The sequence below is a fragment of the Ornithinibacillus halophilus genome (genome assembly GCF_900129485.1).
In the GTDB taxonomy this organism is placed as follows: domain Bacteria; phylum Bacillota; class Bacilli; order Bacillales; family Amphibacillaceae; genus Ornithinibacillus; species Ornithinibacillus halophilus.
This window is the reverse complement of sequence record NZ_FQVW01000001.1, coordinates 160,347-178,204: the sequence shown is the minus strand read 5'-3', so window position 1 is coordinate 178,204 and position 17,858 is coordinate 160,347. Positions and strand designations below refer to the sequence as shown.

Genomic DNA, 17,858 nt, shown 5'->3' with positions numbered 1-17,858 from the left:
CTTCAAAATATGAAAAAAAGCAGGAAAATTCCTGCTTTTTTGATATTATCTACGAAGACCAAGTTTTTTAATAAGTTCACGGTAACGAGTTACATCTTTATTACGTAGATAGTTAAGTAAGTGACGACGTTTACCAACCATTTTTAATAACCCACGACGTGAATGGTGATCTTTCTTGTGAACACGTAAATGTTCGTTTAGCGTAGTAATTTCTTCAGTTAGTACAGCAATTTGTACTTCTGGAGATCCAGTATCATTTTCATGAACTTTATACTCATTAATGATTTCATTTTTACGTTCTTTTGTAATAGCCATTTGGCCACCTCCTAAAATTATTATATATCCCCAATCCCCTAGCAAACGTCGGAGTTACGATTTGCCAAGCGATGGTTTACCTTGATAATACTACATCTTTTCAGCATAAATTGCAAGTCTTATTACTAAAAATTAGAGAAGTATTCTCTTATTTCTTTTTCATCTTCAGATATCTTATTTATTAATTCGTCAACTTGATTGAATTTCACTTCATCTCTAATAAATGTATACCATTCTACTTTTAATTCTTGCCCATAAATGTTCTGATTATAATCTAATATATTAATTTCTAAAGATAAGTCTGTTCTATCTACTGTAAAAGTAGGGTTCGTTCCAAGACTCGCCATACCATTATATTGTCTACCATTTACTATTACCTTTACAGCATAAATTCCTGGTTTAGGTAATAGTGCTTCACTCTTAACTTCTATATTAGCAGTAGGATATCCAATTTTTCTTCCCCTTTGATCCCCTTCGATAACAGTACCAATGGTTGTAAAAGGTCTACCCAATAAAAGGGAAACTTTTTGTACGTCCCCATTCTCTAATAAATTTCGAATTCTAGTAGAACTTATTTTTTCATCTTCTAAAACGACTTTGTCAATTACAGTATAAGTAAAACGCCCTCGTGCAAATTCACCGATATTATTCATGTTCCCTTTTCCTTTATGCCCAAAAGAAAAATCAAAGCCTGCTACAACATGTTGGATATTTAATCCTACAATAAAATGATCAATAAATGATTGTGGTGTTAAAGAAGCAAGTTCTTTATTAAATTTTACTATGTATAAACGGTCGACTCCTAGTTGTTCCAATATACGTTTCTTTATGGACATCGGAGTTATGTACTGGACATCTTCTTTATTTCTTAATATGACGGATGGGTGTGGGTGAAACGTAATAACGGCGCTTTCCAGATTGTTAGCGCTCGCAACATCAACCGCTTTATTAATTACGGTTTGATGACCTTTATGGATCCCATCAAAAAAACCAATTGCTGTTACGGTTTTTGGTAATTGTTCTAATGAATGTGGATAAGTTAATTCAATAACTTTCAATTTTATGTCACCTTCTTAAACTACGTGTTAAAAACACGCACAGGTTTTATTTGATTCGGTTTTTCTGGATGTATTTGATAGATTGCTAATAATTGTTGTTCATACATAACAACAAAGGGATCAGTTGTAAAAACCTTGTTGGGCCTTTCAAGTTTTTGTCCAACAATAACCCTATTTTTTGTAGCTTCATCAACGGAAAGTATATCTAAATGATCAATTCCTCTTACTAATGGTAACAGTAAATCCTTTTCTTTACCATTCTCTACAGCTTTTTCGATCGTTCTAAAGTCAAAGGTATCTTCTTTTTCAATCGAGCCAGTCTGAGTGCGAATTAAATCAGACATATGTGCAGGAAACCCAAGTTTTTTTCCAATATCTACACATAACGTACGGATATACGTTCCTTTTGAACAGACTACTTGAAGTTTTACACGGTGTTGCTCACTATCCAGAGACAATAACATTAAATCATAGATTGTAACTTCTCTTTTTGGTCTCTCAACTGTTTCATTGTTTCTGGCATACTCATAAAGTTTTTTTCCATTCACTTTTACTGCTGAATACATTGGTGGAATCTGTGTAATTGTTCCTTCAAATGATTTTAACACATTTTCGATTTCTTGTTTAGAGAAAACTTTGTCAACTTGTTTTAGTTCAACAGATTCACCTTGGTCATCTTCAGTCGTTGTGCTTTTTCCAAGTGTCACTTCGCCAATATACGTTTTTTTAGTGTCCGTTAAAAATGGAACTATTTTAGTGGCTTGACCAATACATATCGGAAGCACACCTTCAACTTCAGGGTCTAATGTGCCTGTGTGACCAACTTTTTTAGTTTTATATAACCTTCTGATTTTCACCACACAATCATGTGATGTCATGCCTCTTGGTTTCCATAATGGTAAAATACCGTTCATTACTATATTTCCTCCAATGATAGTAAAAAGTAGTATATGTAAGGAAAAATCTGACCCATTTAATAAATAGAGTCAGATTTCAATCCAATTATTTATTTAAATCCCTCAGGATCGTCTCAATACGATTACCATACTCCAGCGCCTCATCAAATTCAAAAGTCAATTCAGGTGTCTTTCTAAGTCGAATTCGATTACCAATTTCTGAACGAATAAACCCTTTGGCCTTTGCAAGTCCTAGTAATGTATCCTGCTTTTTCTTGTCATCACCTAAAACAGAGATATAAATAGTTGCTTGTTGTAAGTCTCCCGTAACGTCTACATCAGTAACAGTGACAAATCCAACTCTAGGGTCTTTAATTTTTCTTGTTAAGATTTCCCCAAGTTCCTTCTTCATTTGCTCGGCAACACGATTTGCACGTAAATTGCTCATTTAATCACCTCATTATGAGAAAGACATTCGTATCTTTCAGAAGTACATCCATTGTAAAAGTCATAAAGGAACGATTCTGTTATATTCTTTCAATATTAGTAACAGTACGTTCTAGCTCTGAATAATTATCAATTACATTCATGATTTCTTGCATTACTTGCTCACAATGTTTCTTATCATTTGAAACAGTAACAATACCTAATTTTGTTCGTTGCCAAAGATCATGGTAATCTAATTCAGTAACTGCAACATTAAAATCTTTTCGCAGTTTTGCGATGATACGTTTTAGGATGGAACGTTTTTGCTTCAGTGAATGTCCATCATACATGATACATTCTACTTCTGCGTAGTAGATCATTTTCTTTCGATTTCTTCCATTACGTAAGCTTCAATAATATCTCCCTCTTTAATATCATTGAAGTTTTTAATCGTAATACCACATTCGTAGTTTGTCGCAACTTCTCTAACGTCATCCTTGAAACGTTTCAACGCATCGATCTCACCTTCAAAAAGAACGACACCATCTCTTATTAAACGAATTCCGGCATCACGACTGATTTTTCCTTCTGTTACATAGCTTCCAGCAATTGTACCAATTCGAGAAACCTTAAATGTTTCCCTTACTTCTGCCTGACCGATTACTTTTTCCTCAAATTCAGGATCAAGCATCCCTTTCATAGCTGCTTCAATTTCTTCAATCGCTTTATAAATAATACGGTGTAAGCGAACATCTACATTTTCAGTTTCAGCAGCTTTTTTCGCATTAGCGTCTGGACGTACGTTAAATCCAATTACTATAGCATTTGATGCAGCAGCAAGAATAATATCTGATTCTGTTATCGCACCAGCGCCAGTATGAATAATTTTAACTTTAACGCCTTCAACATCAATTTTTTGTAATGAGGAAGCCAGTGCCTCAACAGTACCTTGAACATCAGCTTTTAAGATAATATTAATTTCTTTCATTTGACCCTGCTTAATTTGTTCAAATAAATCATCAAGGCTAACTTTAGTTTGTTCAGAACGGTTTTCTTGAATATGTTTTTGCTGACGAGCCTCACCAATTTGTCTTGCTTTTTTCTCATCTTTAAAGACTAGGAATTGGTCCCCTGCTTGTGGTACATCTTGTAATCCTGTGATCTCAACAGGTGTAGAAGGTCCTGCTTCTTTCACACGCTGACCTAAATCATTCACCATAGCACGAACACGTCCGAACGTATTACCAACAACTAGGGAATCTCCTACATGCAATGTACCGTTTTGTACTAATAATGTAGCAACGGAGCCACGTCCTTTATCCAATTCAGCTTCAATTACTGTACCAAATGCATTATTATGTTGGTTTGCTTTTAGTTCTTCAACTTCTGAAACAAGTAAAATCATCTCTAATAAATCTTCAATACCTTCGTTTTTAAGAGCAGATAACTGTACAAAGATAGTATCTCCACCCCAATCTTCAGGTATTAATTCATATTCTGTTAATTCTTGCATGACACGATCAGGATTTGCTCCTTCTTTGTCAACTTTGTTCACTGCAACGATAATAGGTACTTCTGCTGCTTTTGCATGGTTGATTGCTTCAACTGTCTGTGGCATAACACCATCATCCGCTGCAACGACTAAGATTGCAATATCAGTAATTTGTGCACCACGTGAACGCATGCTTGTGAAGGCTGCGTGACCAGGTGTATCCAAGAATGTAATTTTCTTATCATTACTCGTTACTTGATACGCACCGATATGTTGAGTGATCCCGCCAGCTTCACCTTCTGTTACTTTTGTATGGCGAATTGCATCTAGTAAAGTAGTCTTACCATGGTCAACGTGTCCCATAATAGTAACAACAGCTGGACGTTCTTGTAACTCTTCTTCCTTATCTTCTACGATATATTTATCTAAATCCGTATCGTCTAAAATAATTTCTTTCTCAACCTTAACACCAAACTCATCACAAATTAATTCAATAGCATCATCATCTAAATCTTGGTTCTTAGTAGCCATTACACCAAGGAACATTAACTTTTTAATAATTTCAGATGCATCTTTGCGAAGCTTTTCTGCTAAATCACTTACTGTTAACGTACCACTATACTTAATTTCTTTAGGTGTTTCTACTTTAGGTTGATTTTTGGGCTGTTCTTGCCTTTGATTTCCTTTATTATGTTGCTTTTTGTTCTTACCTTGATTATTTTTTCCATGGTTTTGTTGTTTCTTCTGTTGTGGATTATTTCCTTTTTGTTTATTGCTATTAGGACGATTTTGTTGACCTTTATTGTTAGTTTGCTTTTTATTGTTCGGCTTTTCTTCATTCTTATTGTTTGAATTAAATTTAGAGTTTAACTTATTAACCGTGTCACCTGAAATAGTTGACATATGATTTGTAACTTCTACATTTAACTCTTTCAAATAATTGATTACATCTTTACTTGTTACATTATTTTGTTTTGCATATTCATATACACGCATTTTACTCATACGTTCACCCCCGAAAATATTTACATAAGTAACGACTTCATTTTATTAGCAAATCCTGCATCTAAAATTGCAACCGCTACTCGATCCATTTTCCCAATTGCATTTGATAACGTTTCTCTATCATCGACAATAAAAAATGGTACATTATATGACTTGCATTTATCCGTTAGCTTCTTATGTGTTTGGGGTCCAATATCATTAGCTATTAAAACTACCTTTGCACGCTTCTTCTGAATATCTTTAACAATTGTTTCTTCCCCTAATGAACATTTTCTAGCACGGTATGCTAAGCCTAATAAATTCAAATAGTTACCCTTACTCATTTTTTGCACCTGTAACGACTTGTTTTAATTCTTCATAAACCGAAGAATCTATCTCAGCATTTAACTGGCGAGCTAGGACTCCTGTTTTTTCTGCTTTTTCAATGACCTCTAAATCTTTAGTTAGATATGCACCTCTACCATTCTTCTTCCCAGTAGGATCAACAAAGACTTCACCTTCTTTGTTTCTAACGACACGTATCAATTCTTTCTTAGGTTTCATTTCATTTGTTACGACACATTTTCTTTCTGGAACTTTTCGCTTTTGTACCATAAGGAAAACCTCCTTAATCGAATAGATCTTCTTCAACATCAGAACTTACATCATCTGTTTTCACGGTTATAAGCCCTTGTTCCAATGCTTCGGATTCACTCTTAATGTCGATTTTCCATCCAGTTAATTTGGCTGCAAGTCTTGCATTCTGCCCGCGTTTACCAATCGCTAAAGATAATTGATAATCAGGTACGATCACTGTAGTTGCCTTCTCTTCTTCATCCACTAAAACATCTACTACTTTCGATGGACTTAACGCATTAGATACATAAACTATTGGGTCTTCAGACCATTCAACAATATCAATTTTTTCCCCTTTAAGCTCATTAACAATAGCTTGCACACGTTGCCCTTTTTGACCGACACAAGAACCAACAGGATCAATTTCAGGGTCCGGTGCATAAACAGAGATTTTGGATCGATCGCCTGCTTCTCTAGCAACGGATTTAATTTCAACGATCCCTTCATAAATTTCAGGTACTTCCATTTCAAATAATCGTTTTAATAAGCCAGGATGTGATCTAGAAATATAGATTTGTGGGCCTTTGCTCGTATTTTCTACTTTTGTTACGTATACTTTAATTCGATCATGTATGTTGTATTGTTCTGAAGGCATTTGCTCTTGTTCAGATAGCTTAGCTTCAATTTTTCCTAAATTCACATAAACAAACCGAGAATCTTTCCGTTGAATAATTCCTGTCATTACATCCTCTTCACGGTCTGCATACTCACTAAAAATCACGCCACGCTCTGCTTCTCTCACTCGTTGTGTTACTACCTGTTTTGCAGCTTGTGCAGCAATTCTTCCAAAGTCTTTTGGAGTTACTTCAACTTCAATAACATCTTCTAACTCATAGTTGGGATCAATTTTTTTAGCTTCTTCCATAGAAAGTTCCTGTTGACTATCTTCCACAATTTCAACAACTGTTTTTCTAGAGAAGACACGCATTGTTCCTGATTCTTCATCTAAATCTACGCGAACATTTGTAGCTGATTTAAAATTCTTCTTGTAAGCAGAAATTAATGCTGCTTCTAATGCTTCTAGTAATACTTCTTTTTCAATTCCTTTTTCTTTACCCAAATGTTCGATTGCTTCAAACAATTGACTGCTCACTTTTCTTTTCCCCCTTTATAATACAACTGCCAATCTCGCTTTAGCAATTTTATCAAATGGAATGTCCACTTGTTTCTTTTGAGTTTTTACTTTGTATTCAATGGTGGCAATATCATTCGTAAATTTTAATAATGTTCCCTGATATTCTTTATCGCCATTAATTGGTTCATATAGTTTTACATAGACATTCTTATTAATGTTACTAGCAAAATCTGATTTTGATTTTAATGGCCGTTCCACACCTGGTGAGGATACTTCTAGAAAATATGGGTCTTTTATAGGGTCCGTCTCATCTAACTTGCTGCTTAGTAATTCAGATACCTCACCACATTCACTTATATCTACTCCACCATCTTTATCAATGTATACACGCAAAAACCAATTTTTACCTTCTTTAACATATTCTACATCTACTAATTCCAAATTCTTTTCTTCAACAATTGGTTTCACTAATTCTTCTGTTGTCTTTACTACGCTAGAACTCAAGATGATCCTCCTTTACTAGGTAAATAGAACAGGATTTCATTACCGCCCTTATTCTCTTAGTGCCTTTTTTCTGAACCTGAATCACCAAAATGGTTAGACCATTTTTTCTAAGCAGTCTCTTGCACTATCTTAGGTATCCTTATTATGGACAATTTTACACTTTTTCATCATTTCAGAAGTATGTATCTACAGAGCGCGATAAAACCACTACCAATATAAAACCCTTGCCGATAGTAAGGCAAGGGAGTTAGTCGGGTTAGTATGTATGAAGAAGGAGTGGGGCGAACCCCACTCCATAAGCCGTTCATATCAACACTCACAATATTAGAATATCATAATAATTCTTTTCATGCAAGAAGTTCAAATAAGCTTAGTAGATACTTACTTAATATATATGTAGATGTTATTTAGTATCAAGTGGTTCAGAAGGGATTAGTGAGTTTAGTTTATTTGATTGTTCTAATTCCAAATCTTCTTTAAGTGCTTTTTGTAGGGATCCTTTTGTTTTTGCTTTTGCCCCAAAGTTAATATCTAACTCAACCATTTGACGAACAATTTCTGGTCTCATCCCTGTAATAACTACTTCACTTCCCATCATCGATACACCATCTAATACTTTTAGAAACAGGTGAATAGCCTCTGTATCCATTTCTGCAATACCTGATAAATCTAAAATTAACTTTTGGATTCTTAATTTTCCTACCTCTAACAAAATTTTCTCCTCGATAATGTTTGCACGATAGGAATCAATGGTTCCTATTAATGGTAGAATACTTACCGTTTTAGTAATTGGAATAATCGGGACGGAGAGTTTTTCCACCATTTTTCTTTGTGATTCAATTAATTCATCCTTATATCTAGAGTAACTAATAAAGAAACCATTTAAGAATTGGTCAATTAAGTCATTTACTTTACTTGCCATATTATAGATTTCTTGATTTGGTCGATCTTTATCATTTATTTGATCGTATTGGTTAAGGAAATGCCATAATGTTCTTCTAATCGCCTGTATCCATTCTATTTTGAACGCTAATGTTAAATTATATTTCGCCCAAACAATCCCTTCTTGTTCAGCAAATTCTTTAACATCATCAACCTTTTCATCTACAACTAGTAGAATTAATTTATAAGCGTTCGTTAATAAATTTATATTACCAATTAGATGAATCTCATCTATTTTATCACGGACATTTACTGCTTCACTAAGTAATTTTCCTTCAAAAGACTGCCTATTATTTAATAAAAACTTTCGAACATCCTCAACATCTTTAAAAGTAGAATCCACTACTAATCACTTCCTTATTTTTTGTTAAGAAAACTACATTGTATACAAAGTTTTTAAATATCAAAATTATTATAACAGATATCATAATCATTTAACAATTTTGCTAACTAGAATTTATGAAGACTTATTGTTGAAAATCAAGAAAATGTACAGTATATAAAAAATCCAAACCAACTTTGATCAGGGTAGAACCTGATCAAAATTAATTCGGATTGTTAGAATAAATATTCATTAAAAAAGAGATAATTGGTTTTTCTCTTCCATTCCTTCTAAACAACCGTGGTTGTCTAAATATTCAAGAACGGTTTTTGAGATTTTACTTCGAGTGCGTAGGTCTTCTTTTGATAAAAATTCTCCATCTTCTCTAACATTTACAATGTTAATTGCAGCATTTGTGCCTAGTCCATCAACAGCGTTAAACGGTGGAATTAATGAATTTCCATCAACTACAAATTCCGTAGCTTTTGACTTATATAAATCAACTTTTTGGAATGAGAAACCACGTTCACACATTTCTAAAGCAATCTCAAGTACAGTTAGTAAGTTTTTCTCTTTCGGTGATGCATCATTTCCTTTTACAGCAATTTCTTCAATACGCTTACGAATCGCATCTGACCCTTTAACCATTGTATTTAAATCAAAGTCACCAGCTCGTACTGAAAAATAAGCAGCATAGAAATAAATCGGATAATGTACTTTAAAGTATGCAATGCGAACAGCCATTAATACATACGCAGCAGCATGGGCTTTAGGGAACATATATTTGATTTTTTTACAAGACTCAATATACCAATCAGGCACCCCGTGTTTTTTCATTTCTAAGATCCACTCATCTTGTAGACCTTTCCCTTTACGTACAAATTCCATGATTTTAAAAGCAAGAGATGCTTCTAAGCCTTTGTGCATTAGATATACCATAATATCATCACGACAACCAATAACATCAGGTAATTCACAAATACCATCATTAATTAATTCCTGTGCATTTCCTAACCATACATCGGTTCCGTGTGATAAACCTGAAATAATGACAAGTTCTGCGAAAGTTGATGGTTTTGTATCCTCTAACATTTGACGAACAAATTTCGTTCCAAACTCAGGTACACCTAAAGTTCCTGTTTTACAATTTATCTGCTCTGGTGAAACTCCTAGTGATTCTGTACCAGAAAATATTTTCATAACTTCTTTGTCATCTGTTGGAATTGTTTTTGGATCAATCCCACTCAAATCCTGCAGCATACGAATAACAGTCGGATCATCGTGTCCAAGTATATCAAGTTTTAACAAGTTATCATGAATGGAATGGAAATCAAAGTGTGTCGTTTTCCATGCACTTTTACGATCATCAGCTGGGAATTGGATTGGAGTAAAATCGTAAATTTCTTTATCATCCGGTACTACAATGATCCCCCCTGGGTGCTGTCCTGTCGTTCTTTTTACTCCAGTACACCCTTGAACTAATCGGTCAATTTCTGCTTGTTTGTACACAAGTTGTTTATCCGATTGATAACCTTTCACGTACCCATATGCTGTCTTTTCTGCTATCGTACCAATTGTACCTGCACGATAAACATAATCCTCACCAAATAACACTTTCGTATAATTGTGTGCTTCTGGTTGATATTCACCTGAGAAGTTTAAATCAATATCAGGTACTTTATCTCCTTTAAAGCCCAAAAACGTTTCAAATGGGATATCTTGTCCATCTTTCGTTAATTCTTCAGAACAGTTGGGACAGTTTTTATCTGGCAAGTCAAATCCACTACCAACTGAACCATCTGTAATAAATTCATTATGATGACAACTTGGACACACATAATGTGGTGGAAGTGGATTTACTTCCGTTATCTCTGTCATCGTTGCTACAAAAGAAGATCCAACTGATCCACGAGAACCTACTAAATAACCATCGTCTAGGGACTTCTTAACTAACTTTTGAGAGATTAAATAAATAACTGAGAAGCCATTGCTAATAATACTATCCAATTCCTTTTCTAATCGATCAACTACAATTTTTGGAACTGGTTCACCGTATATTTTTTTGGCACGGGTATAGCATAAATCTCTCATTTCTTGATCGGCACCTTCAATAGTTGGTGTGAATAGTCCGTCTTTAACTGGAGAGATTTCCTCTATTTCATCTGCTAAATTTTGCGTATTCGTAACTACTATTTCATAAGCCTTCTCTTCACCTAAGAATTGGAAGCATTCAAGCATTTCGTTTGTTGTTCTAAAAGGTGTACCCGGCAAAGTTTGACGATTAAGCGGATTTCCTGCTTGTGAAGCAATTAATATTTGACGATACGCCTTTTCATGTTCATCGATATAATGAACATTCCCTGAAGCTATTACTTTTTTATTCATACGTGTGCCTAATTCAACTAATTTGTTGATAATATCTAAAACTTGAGCATCATTTTGAACAAGATCCTTTTCAATTAAGTGAGCGTAATTGCTAGGAGGTTGTACTTCAATATAATCATAAAACTCTGCAACTTTCTCTGCTTCCTCAGCAGACTTCTGCATCATCGTCTCAAATACTTCCCCTTTGTCACAGGCAGAACCAACTAAAATTCCATCTCTTAGTTTTGTTAAAAGTGACCTAGGAACTCTTGGAACTCTATAAAAATAGTCGATATGTGCATGAGAGATAATCTTGTACAAATTCTTCAAACCTTCTTGTGTTTGAGCAATTAATGTACAATGATATGGTCTAGATCGTTGATATGCATTTCCCTCGCCCATATGATTATTCAATTCCAAATGATTTGTAATTTCTTTTTGTAATAACCCCTGTACTAATTTCCATAATAAGTAACCCGTTGCCTCCGCATCATAAATGGCACGGTGGTGCTGTGTTAACTCAATGTCTAAGTGTTTACATAGCGTATTTAAACGATGATTTTTTAATTCTGGGAATAAGAATCTAGCAAGTTCTAAAGTATCAATAACTGGATTCGGTGCTTTTTCATAACCAATTTTACTATAACCTTGATTTAGAAAGCCCATATCGAAGCTAGCATTATGTGCGACTAATATGCCATCTCCACACCACTCATGGAAATCTTTTAACACATCTTCTACTTCAGGAGCATCTTTTACCATATCATCTGTAATCCCAGTTAAATCGGTTGTCGTTTGTGATAATGGGTGATGCGGGTTAGCAAACGACTCAAATCTATCGACAATTTCTCCTTGTTCTATTCTCACTGCAGCTAACTCAATAATTGTGTCATATACTGCAGAGAGACCTGTTGTTTCAACGTCAAATACTATATAACTTCCTGTCTCTAAGTCAACATCTTTCTCATTATATGCAATTGGAACACCATCATCGACTAAGTTTGCTTCTACACCATAAAGCACTTTAATTCCATGCTTTTGACCAGCACCATGAGCCTCTGGAAAACCTTGTACACCAGCATGATCAGTAATAGCAACAGCTTTATGACCCCATTTAGCTGCTTGTTCTACCAATCGTCCAGGTGAAATAACAGCATCCATTTGACTCATCGTTGTATGAGCGTGAAACTCCACGCGTTTTTCATCTTCTTCAGCACTATCTTTTCTCGTTTCTACTTTAACCTCGTTAATGTCGTTTGCCATCATTGCAAGTTCATTAGAATACATATCTGTTTGAATACTACCCCTTGCTTTGATCCACATTCCTTTTTTCAATTGATCAAATTGAGCAGCATCATCTTCACCTTTAGAAAACATCTTTATTTGTAGTGAATCGGTATAATCCGTAGCTTTAACAATGAGTAAACTTCTTCCTGAACGTAGTTTTCTAACTTCAACATCAAATACATAACCCTGAACAGCTTTTCTACGTTCTTCATCTTGTATTTCAGCCATTTTAATAAGTTCATCTTGGATTTTATAACCAAGCATAAATGGTTTATTTTGTTCTTTTGAATCACGTTCTTGATCTCTTTTTTCTTTTTCATGTATCGTTTTTAGAACCATCTGTTGATCTTCTTTAGCTTGTTGTTCTTTAAATTGTTGGATGGCTTCATGTTGTTCAGTAATTTCAGTTTCAATCCAATATTGTGGAAATCCAATTGTTTTACAAAACTCATTGAATGAATCTTGAATTCTTTTTTTAATGGAATTTCCTTCTGCCTCATTTCTAGCAGTTAACATAATCTTATTATTAGTAACCGTTGGAGTCTGGCCTAATACTAAGTCCTTATATGCTGGTGGAAGCTCTGTATTTTGCAAGAAATAGTTCCAATAATCAAGAAGTATTTCATTGTCTACTTTATTTACTTCATTCATTAACGTTAAGCGTATGGAAGCAATTTCTTTAAAAGAATTTTGCAGGTTATGAAGGAATAGTTGATAGACAGTGACTGGTAAGACATTTTTAATTTGAATGTAAAAATGCCATAACTTTTGCTTTTTATATACTTCTAATCTTTCTAAAGAGCTGTCTTTAAAGTAAGTGTCAACATGATCTTTAGGTATCTGTAACTGATTCAATAAATGAGTCATTTTTTCTGATTTAGAAATGTCCAATTTTATATTCCCCCTGTTACTTACCAGAAAGCAAATAATTTAATTCATAATGGAAACCCTTGTCAAAAGGATTAGACAAGGGTTTGTAGTAGCAAGATTCGTCATACAAGAATCATTGCATCTCTATATAATATTATCATATTTATCGACATTATAGAGCAGAATCTTTATAATTCTACACTTGTAAATTACAGGAATAGTCTTTGAATATCATTCCAAGTAACAATAATCATTAATAACATTAATAACGCAAAACCAATAAGATGGAATATACCTTCTCTTTCTGGTTCTAACGGCTTTCCACGAACAACTTCTAGCCCTACAAATAGTAGACGACCACCATCTAATGCAGGAAGCGGAACTAAATTAACGATTCCTAAATTTATACTTAGAATCGCTGTCCACATCAAGAAATTCATAAAACCAGTTTGAACAACTTGATCTGTTGCATCATATATACCAACAGGCCCAGAGAGCATTTCAATTGATAACTGCCCAGTAACTAACATCGCCAAATTAGTTAAAATTAATTTTGTTGTATCATACGTTTGTTGGAAGCCATAAGTAAACGTTCCAAAGAAAGTTTTTTCATATGCTAAAGTAACACCAATCTGGCCATACGTTTCATCTAATTCTTCAATTCGTTGCTCATTTGGAGTTACAGTTAGGGTTTCTTCCTGACCATTTCTTAGAACAACTACATCCAACGGTTCATTTGGGTTTGCTCTAACAATCGTCGTAAACTCTTCCCAAGTAGAGACAGGGTTATCTTCTATTTGAATGACCTCATCATTTGCTTTAAAACCAGCTTTTTCAGCAGGACTGCCTTGTACAATTTCACCCATTCTAGCTTCCTCTACCGGTACACCTTGAACTACACCTAATATTAAGAAGATGACTATCGCTAATAGAAAATTCATCATAGGTCCTGCGAATAATTGCATCGCTTTTTGACCAGGTGACTTTGAAGCAAATTGACGATCATATGGAGCTATTTGAGTTTCTCTTTCATCCATTACAAAAAATGCTTTACTGTCTACTTCAAATGTTAATTTTTCATCATGTTCATCGATCTCATAGCCCTCAATAACTAAATCGTGATCCAAATCAACGTGTTCAACCTCAATTACTCTAGCGTTTGGATGCTTTGATTTATTATTCACGATTATTTTCGATACTTTTCCAAAATCATTGAATTCTAGTCCTACATGATGGCCTGGTTTCAACTCGATTATTTCTGGGTCTTCCCCAGCTACACGAACATAACCACCAATCGGCAGTAATCGAATGGTATAAACCGTTTCATTTTTGGTAAACGCGAAAATCTTTGGTCCAAAACCAATAGCAAATTCTCTAGCCAGCATTCCTGCCCGCTTAGCAAAAATCAAATGGCCGAATTCGTGAATAAAAACTAATAATCCAAACATAAAAATAAATGCAATTACAGTATTCAAATAGAAACACCTTCCTTTATTGGGCAGAAAATAAATCAATATGAACCATTTAGGAATCTAGTACAGGTTCTGAACTACATAAATTGAATGAAATGAAGCACAGGAAAGACAAAGAGTAAACTGTCAAAGCGATCTAATATCCCACCATGTCCAGGCAAGATATTCCCGGAGTCCTTTACATCATAAAAGCGTTTATATGCTGATTCAACTAAATCACCAATTTGTCCAAAAATAGAACCTAATATAGATACAGCCACTATAATATAGATTGGTTGATTGAGTGGAAAAATTAAATGAAAAACAACACCTACAATAGTTGCAAGTACTATCCCACCAATAGCCCCTTCAATCGTTTTGTTTGGGCTTATTTCTGGCCAAAGCTTGTTTTTCCCTAATGCTCTCCCAGAAAAATAAGCTCCAGTATCAGTTGCCCATACGACTAGCAAAACATAAAAGATAGTAGCTAGTCCATTCTCAACGCTTCTTGTCTCCAAGAAATAATAAAAGCCCATCCCTACATAGAGTACGGCTAATAACAGAAAACCCGCATCATCAAAAGAGAATTTATTTTTTACTAATACAGTATATGCAAGTAGCAACAAGACAAATACCATAATAATTTCAGCAGTATTCATCCGTTCAGCAACGGAAGTTAGATCTGTTGCTGGAACTAACATAACCCATAATAAAATGGTAGCCAAAATTGAAGGGAAAGAAAACAAAGGAACCTTATGCATCTTAAGTAATTCTAACAATCCAATCGTGGCGATTATGTAGATAAATAGTTGAAACGGCCAGTTTCCATAGATGACAAGCGGTATAAAAATGATTAATGCTAGTACAGCAGTTAGAATTCGTTGTTTCATTTACTGTTCATCACCTTATATTCCTCCATAACGTCTTTTTCGTTGTTGATAGTCCTGGAGTGCTTGAATGAATATATCTCGACTAAAGTCCGGCCAAAGTGCATCTGTAAACCAGAACTCTGTATATGCCGATTGCCATAACAAGAAATTACTTAATCTCTGTTCACCGCTTGTTCTAATTAGTAAGTCAGGGTCAGACAATCCATTTGTATATAAGTACTGTTGAAATATATTTTCATCAATTTTATCAGGATTAATTTTAGCGTCTTCTATATCTGATAATATTAATTTTATTGCACGCATGATTTCATATCTACTTCCATAGTTTAAAGCAAAATTCAATATTAAGCCATCATTATCTTTTGTTTGATCTTTAGCATATTGAACGGCTTCTTTTGTATGGTTAGGAAGCGCATTAAAATCACCAATTGTTTCAATTCGGACATTGTTTTTCATCATATCAGGTAAGTAAATATGTAAAAATTCTTTAGGTAACTTCATCAAGTACTCAACTTCTGATTTCGGGCGTTTCCAATTTTCCGTTGAGAAGGCAAATAGTGTAAGAATTTTTACATTGAAATCGACAGCAGTTTGTACCGTGTCTTTAACCACATCCATACCTTCTTTATGTCCAGCAATGCGCGGCAGCCCTCTTTTTTTAGCCCACCGACCATTCCCATCCATAATAATAGCAACATGGTTTGGTATATTATCGAAGTCATTTGACACATTTTCTTCTTTTACTTGCTTATTCTTAAAAAAAGGAAGTTTCATTGACATAATCTGTCCTCCGAACACTGGTGATTATTCCTAATTATGTATAACCGAACACTATTAATGTAAAACAATTTTCTTAATCTATACAAAATGTAATCCATTTAAAGTATTCCACTATCTAGATTAAACAAACTAAATATAAAGTATTGAATAAGAAAACAAAAGCCCCCTTATTAACAAGAGGGCCATGAATTATTCATTCTAATTCAATGCCAAAAAAGTTCCACACATATAATATATGTGTATTAAACCTCTAATATTTCTTTTTCCTTATTTTTGGCAATTTGGTCAATCTCAGCTATATGTTTATCCGTTTCTTTTTGAACGTCGTCTTGCCCAATACGTAATTCATCTTCCGTTAAATCGCCATTTTTTTCTGCTTTCTTTAATTGGTCATTAGCATCTCTACGGATATTTCTGACTTGAATTCTAGATTCTTCAGCATATTTACCTACAACTTTAACTAAATCTTTGCGTCGTTCTTCTGTTAATGTAGGAATGTTAATGCGAACAACATTACCATCACTTGAAGGAGCTAGACCTAAATCAGCTTTTTGAATAGCCTTTTCAATTTCACCTATTGCAGTCTTATCAAAAGGAGTAATTACTAGAAGACGTGCTTCTGGAGCAGTAACCGTTGCTAGTTGATTCAATGGTGTGGAAGCACCGTAGTAATCAACAAATACACTATCTAATAAACTAGGATTTGCTCGACCTGCACGAACTGATGCTAAATTTCTTGTGAATGCTTGTACGGCTTGTTTCATTTTATCCTGACTATCTTTTAATATAGCGTCTGACATTATTATTTCCCCCTTATCGTTGTTCCTATATTTTCGCCTTGTACTACTTTTTTAATGTTTCCTTCTTCCATTATGGAAAATACTACTAATGGAATATCGTTATCCATACATAAGGAAGAGGCAGTTGAGTCCATTACTCCAAGTCCTTCATTTAACATATCCATAAATGAAAGTTTATCATATTTTTTAGCATCTTTATTTAGCTTCGGATCATCTGTATAAACGCCATCGACGTTATTTTTTGCCATCAAAATAACTTCTGCTTCAATTTCTGCAGCACGTAAAGCAGCAGTAGTGTCTGTTGAAAAATAAGGATTACCAGTTCCTGCAGCAAAGATAACTACACGTTTTTTCTCAAGATGGCGAATTGCTTTTCTCCGAATATATGGTTCAGCAACTTGACGCATTTCTATAGATGTTTGAACACGAGTGGGAATTCCAATTGTTTCTAAGCTGTCTTGAAGTGCAAGGGAATTCATTACTGTTGCTAACATTCCCATGTAGTCTGCATTGGCACGGTCCATTCCCATTTCACTACCGACTTTTCCACGCCAAATGTTTCCGCCACCTACAACAACAGCTACTTCAACTCCCAGGTCTGCAACCTCTTTTACTTGAGTAGCTATCGATTGAATTACTTTTGGTTCTATCCCGTAACCTTGGCTTCCACTTAATGCTTCTCCACTTAATTTTAACACAATACGACCGTAACGAGCTGTTGTCATGATAACCTCCAAATAATAAAGTGAATTTCGGTTGGATGTTC

17 protein-coding genes are annotated in these 17,858 nt (G+C 34.5%); all 17 read right to left on the bottom strand.

The genetic code is table 11. The annotated features are described in order from the left end of the window. Window positions 1–45 precede the first annotated feature (45 nt). The 17 genes from rpsO to pyrH all read right to left on the bottom strand — a co-directional run bounded on the left by rpsO (window position 46) and on the right by pyrH (window position 17,817). Window positions 46–315, bottom strand: a complete 270-nt coding sequence (rpsO, locus tag BUB12_RS00925) for a 30S ribosomal protein S15 (protein ID WP_072887033.1) — start codon at window positions 313–315, stop codon at window positions 46–48. Between the two features lie 125 nt (window positions 316–440). Continuing rightward, on the bottom strand, window positions 441–1,373 hold the full coding sequence (locus BUB12_RS00920; RefSeq protein WP_072887032.1) for a bifunctional riboflavin kinase/FAD synthetase: 933 nt from the start codon (window positions 1,371–1,373) through the stop codon (window positions 441–443). 20 nt (window positions 1,374–1,393) lie between these two features. Then, the gene (gene truB / locus BUB12_RS00915) at window positions 1,394–2,287 is read right to left on the bottom strand and encodes a tRNA pseudouridine(55) synthase TruB (protein ID WP_072887030.1); all 894 of its coding nucleotides are present in this window, start codon (window positions 2,285–2,287) and stop codon (window positions 1,394–1,396) included. Window positions 2,288–2,375: 88 nt separating this feature from the next. Then, window positions 2,376–2,717 carry a 30S ribosome-binding factor RbfA gene (gene rbfA, locus BUB12_RS00910; protein WP_072887029.1) on the bottom strand — a complete coding sequence of 114 codons (342 nt, stop codon included), beginning with the start codon at window positions 2,715–2,717 and terminating at the stop codon, window positions 2,376–2,378. A gap of 79 nt (window positions 2,718–2,796) precedes the next feature. Continuing rightward, entirely contained in the window at window positions 2,797–3,075 is a 279-nt protein-coding gene (locus tag BUB12_RS00905; RefSeq protein WP_072887027.1) for a DUF503 domain-containing protein, read from the bottom strand. Beyond that, the gene (gene infB / locus BUB12_RS00900) at window positions 3,072–5,192 is read right to left on the bottom strand and encodes a translation initiation factor IF-2 (protein ID WP_072887025.1); all 2,121 of its coding nucleotides are present in this window, start codon (window positions 5,190–5,192) and stop codon (window positions 3,072–3,074) included. The genes BUB12_RS00905 and infB overlap by 4 nt, the downstream gene beginning before the upstream one ends. Before the next feature lie 20 nt (window positions 5,193–5,212). Beyond that, window positions 5,213–5,515, bottom strand: coding sequence for a YlxQ family RNA-binding protein (locus tag BUB12_RS00895; RefSeq protein WP_072887023.1), 303 nt, complete (start codon window positions 5,513–5,515; stop codon window positions 5,213–5,215). Beyond that, window positions 5,508–5,786: an RNase P modulator RnpM gene (gene rnpM / locus BUB12_RS00890; RefSeq protein WP_072887021.1), complete on the bottom strand. Its 279-nt coding sequence runs from the start codon at window positions 5,784–5,786 to the stop codon at window positions 5,508–5,510. The genes BUB12_RS00895 and rnpM overlap by 8 nt, the downstream gene beginning before the upstream one ends. A gap of 13 nt (window positions 5,787–5,799) precedes the next feature. Further along, window positions 5,800–6,900: a transcription termination factor NusA gene (gene nusA / locus BUB12_RS00885; RefSeq protein ID WP_072887019.1), complete on the bottom strand. Its 1,101-nt coding sequence runs from the start codon at window positions 6,898–6,900 to the stop codon at window positions 5,800–5,802. 15 nt (window positions 6,901–6,915) lie between these two features. Beyond that, window positions 6,916–7,386: a ribosome maturation factor RimP gene (gene rimP / locus BUB12_RS00880; RefSeq protein ID WP_072887017.1), complete on the bottom strand. Its 471-nt coding sequence runs from the start codon at window positions 7,384–7,386 to the stop codon at window positions 6,916–6,918. A 403-nt stretch (window positions 7,387–7,789) separates the two neighbouring features. Further along, window positions 7,790–8,671, bottom strand: a complete 882-nt coding sequence (locus BUB12_RS00875) for an STAS domain-containing protein (RefSeq protein ID WP_072887016.1) — start codon at window positions 8,669–8,671, stop codon at window positions 7,790–7,792. A 231-nt stretch (window positions 8,672–8,902) separates the two neighbouring features. Continuing rightward, window positions 8,903–13,192 carry a PolC-type DNA polymerase III gene (locus BUB12_RS00870; RefSeq protein ID WP_072887014.1) on the bottom strand — a complete coding sequence of 1,430 codons (4,290 nt, stop codon included), beginning with the start codon at window positions 13,190–13,192 and terminating at the stop codon, window positions 8,903–8,905. A 188-nt stretch (window positions 13,193–13,380) separates the two neighbouring features. Next, the gene (gene rseP / locus BUB12_RS00865) at window positions 13,381–14,646 is read right to left on the bottom strand and encodes an RIP metalloprotease RseP (protein ID WP_072887012.1); all 1,266 of its coding nucleotides are present in this window, start codon (window positions 14,644–14,646) and stop codon (window positions 13,381–13,383) included. A gap of 74 nt (window positions 14,647–14,720) precedes the next feature. Next, window positions 14,721–15,512: a phosphatidate cytidylyltransferase gene (locus BUB12_RS00860; protein WP_072887010.1), complete on the bottom strand. Its 792-nt coding sequence runs from the start codon at window positions 15,510–15,512 to the stop codon at window positions 14,721–14,723. Window positions 15,513–15,527: 15 nt separating this feature from the next. Then, complete coding sequence (locus BUB12_RS00855) at window positions 15,528–16,292, bottom strand: isoprenyl transferase (protein ID WP_072887008.1); 765 nt, start codon at window positions 16,290–16,292, stop codon at window positions 15,528–15,530. 242 nt (window positions 16,293–16,534) lie between these two features. After that, window positions 16,535–17,092 carry a ribosome recycling factor gene (frr, locus tag BUB12_RS00850; protein WP_072887006.1) on the bottom strand — a complete coding sequence of 186 codons (558 nt, stop codon included), beginning with the start codon at window positions 17,090–17,092 and terminating at the stop codon, window positions 16,535–16,537. A gap of 2 nt (window positions 17,093–17,094) precedes the next feature. Further along, entirely contained in the window at window positions 17,095–17,817 is a 723-nt protein-coding gene (gene pyrH / locus BUB12_RS00845) for a UMP kinase (protein ID WP_072887004.1), read from the bottom strand. Window positions 17,818–17,858 lie beyond the last annotated feature (41 nt).

Bases quoted from the DNA above. Each gene is read 5' to 3' on its own strand.
- rpsO (WP_072887033.1), bottom strand. From the start codon at position 315: ATGGCTATTACAAAAGAACGTAAAAATGAAATCATTAATGAGTATAAA.
- truB (WP_072887030.1), bottom strand. From the start codon at position 2,287: ATGAACGGTATTTTACCATTATGGAAACCAAGAGGCATGACATCACAT.
- rbfA (WP_072887029.1), bottom strand. From the start codon at position 2,717: ATGAGCAATTTACGTGCAAATCGTGTTGCCGAGCAAATGAAGAAGGAA.
- BUB12_RS00905 (WP_072887027.1), bottom strand. From the start codon at position 3,075: ATGATCTACTACGCAGAAGTAGAATGTATCATGTATGATGGACATTCA.
- infB (WP_072887025.1), bottom strand. From the start codon at position 5,192: ATGAGTAAAATGCGTGTATATGAATATGCAAAACAAAATAATGTAACA.
- BUB12_RS00895 (WP_072887023.1), bottom strand. From the start codon at position 5,515: ATGAGTAAGGGTAACTATTTGAATTTATTAGGCTTAGCATACCGTGCT.
- rnpM (WP_072887021.1), bottom strand. From the start codon at position 5,786: ATGGTACAAAAGCGAAAAGTTCCAGAAAGAAAATGTGTCGTAACAAAT.
- BUB12_RS00860 (WP_072887010.1), bottom strand. From the start codon at position 15,512: ATGAAACAACGAATTCTAACTGCTGTACTAGCATTAATCATTTTTATA.
- BUB12_RS00855 (WP_072887008.1), bottom strand. From the start codon at position 16,292: ATGTCAATGAAACTTCCTTTTTTTAAGAATAAGCAAGTAAAAGAAGAA.
- frr (WP_072887006.1), bottom strand. From the start codon at position 17,092: ATGTCAGACGCTATATTAAAAGATAGTCAGGATAAAATGAAACAAGCC.
- pyrH (WP_072887004.1), bottom strand. From the start codon at position 17,817: ATGACAACAGCTCGTTACGGTCGTATTGTGTTAAAATTAAGTGGAGAA.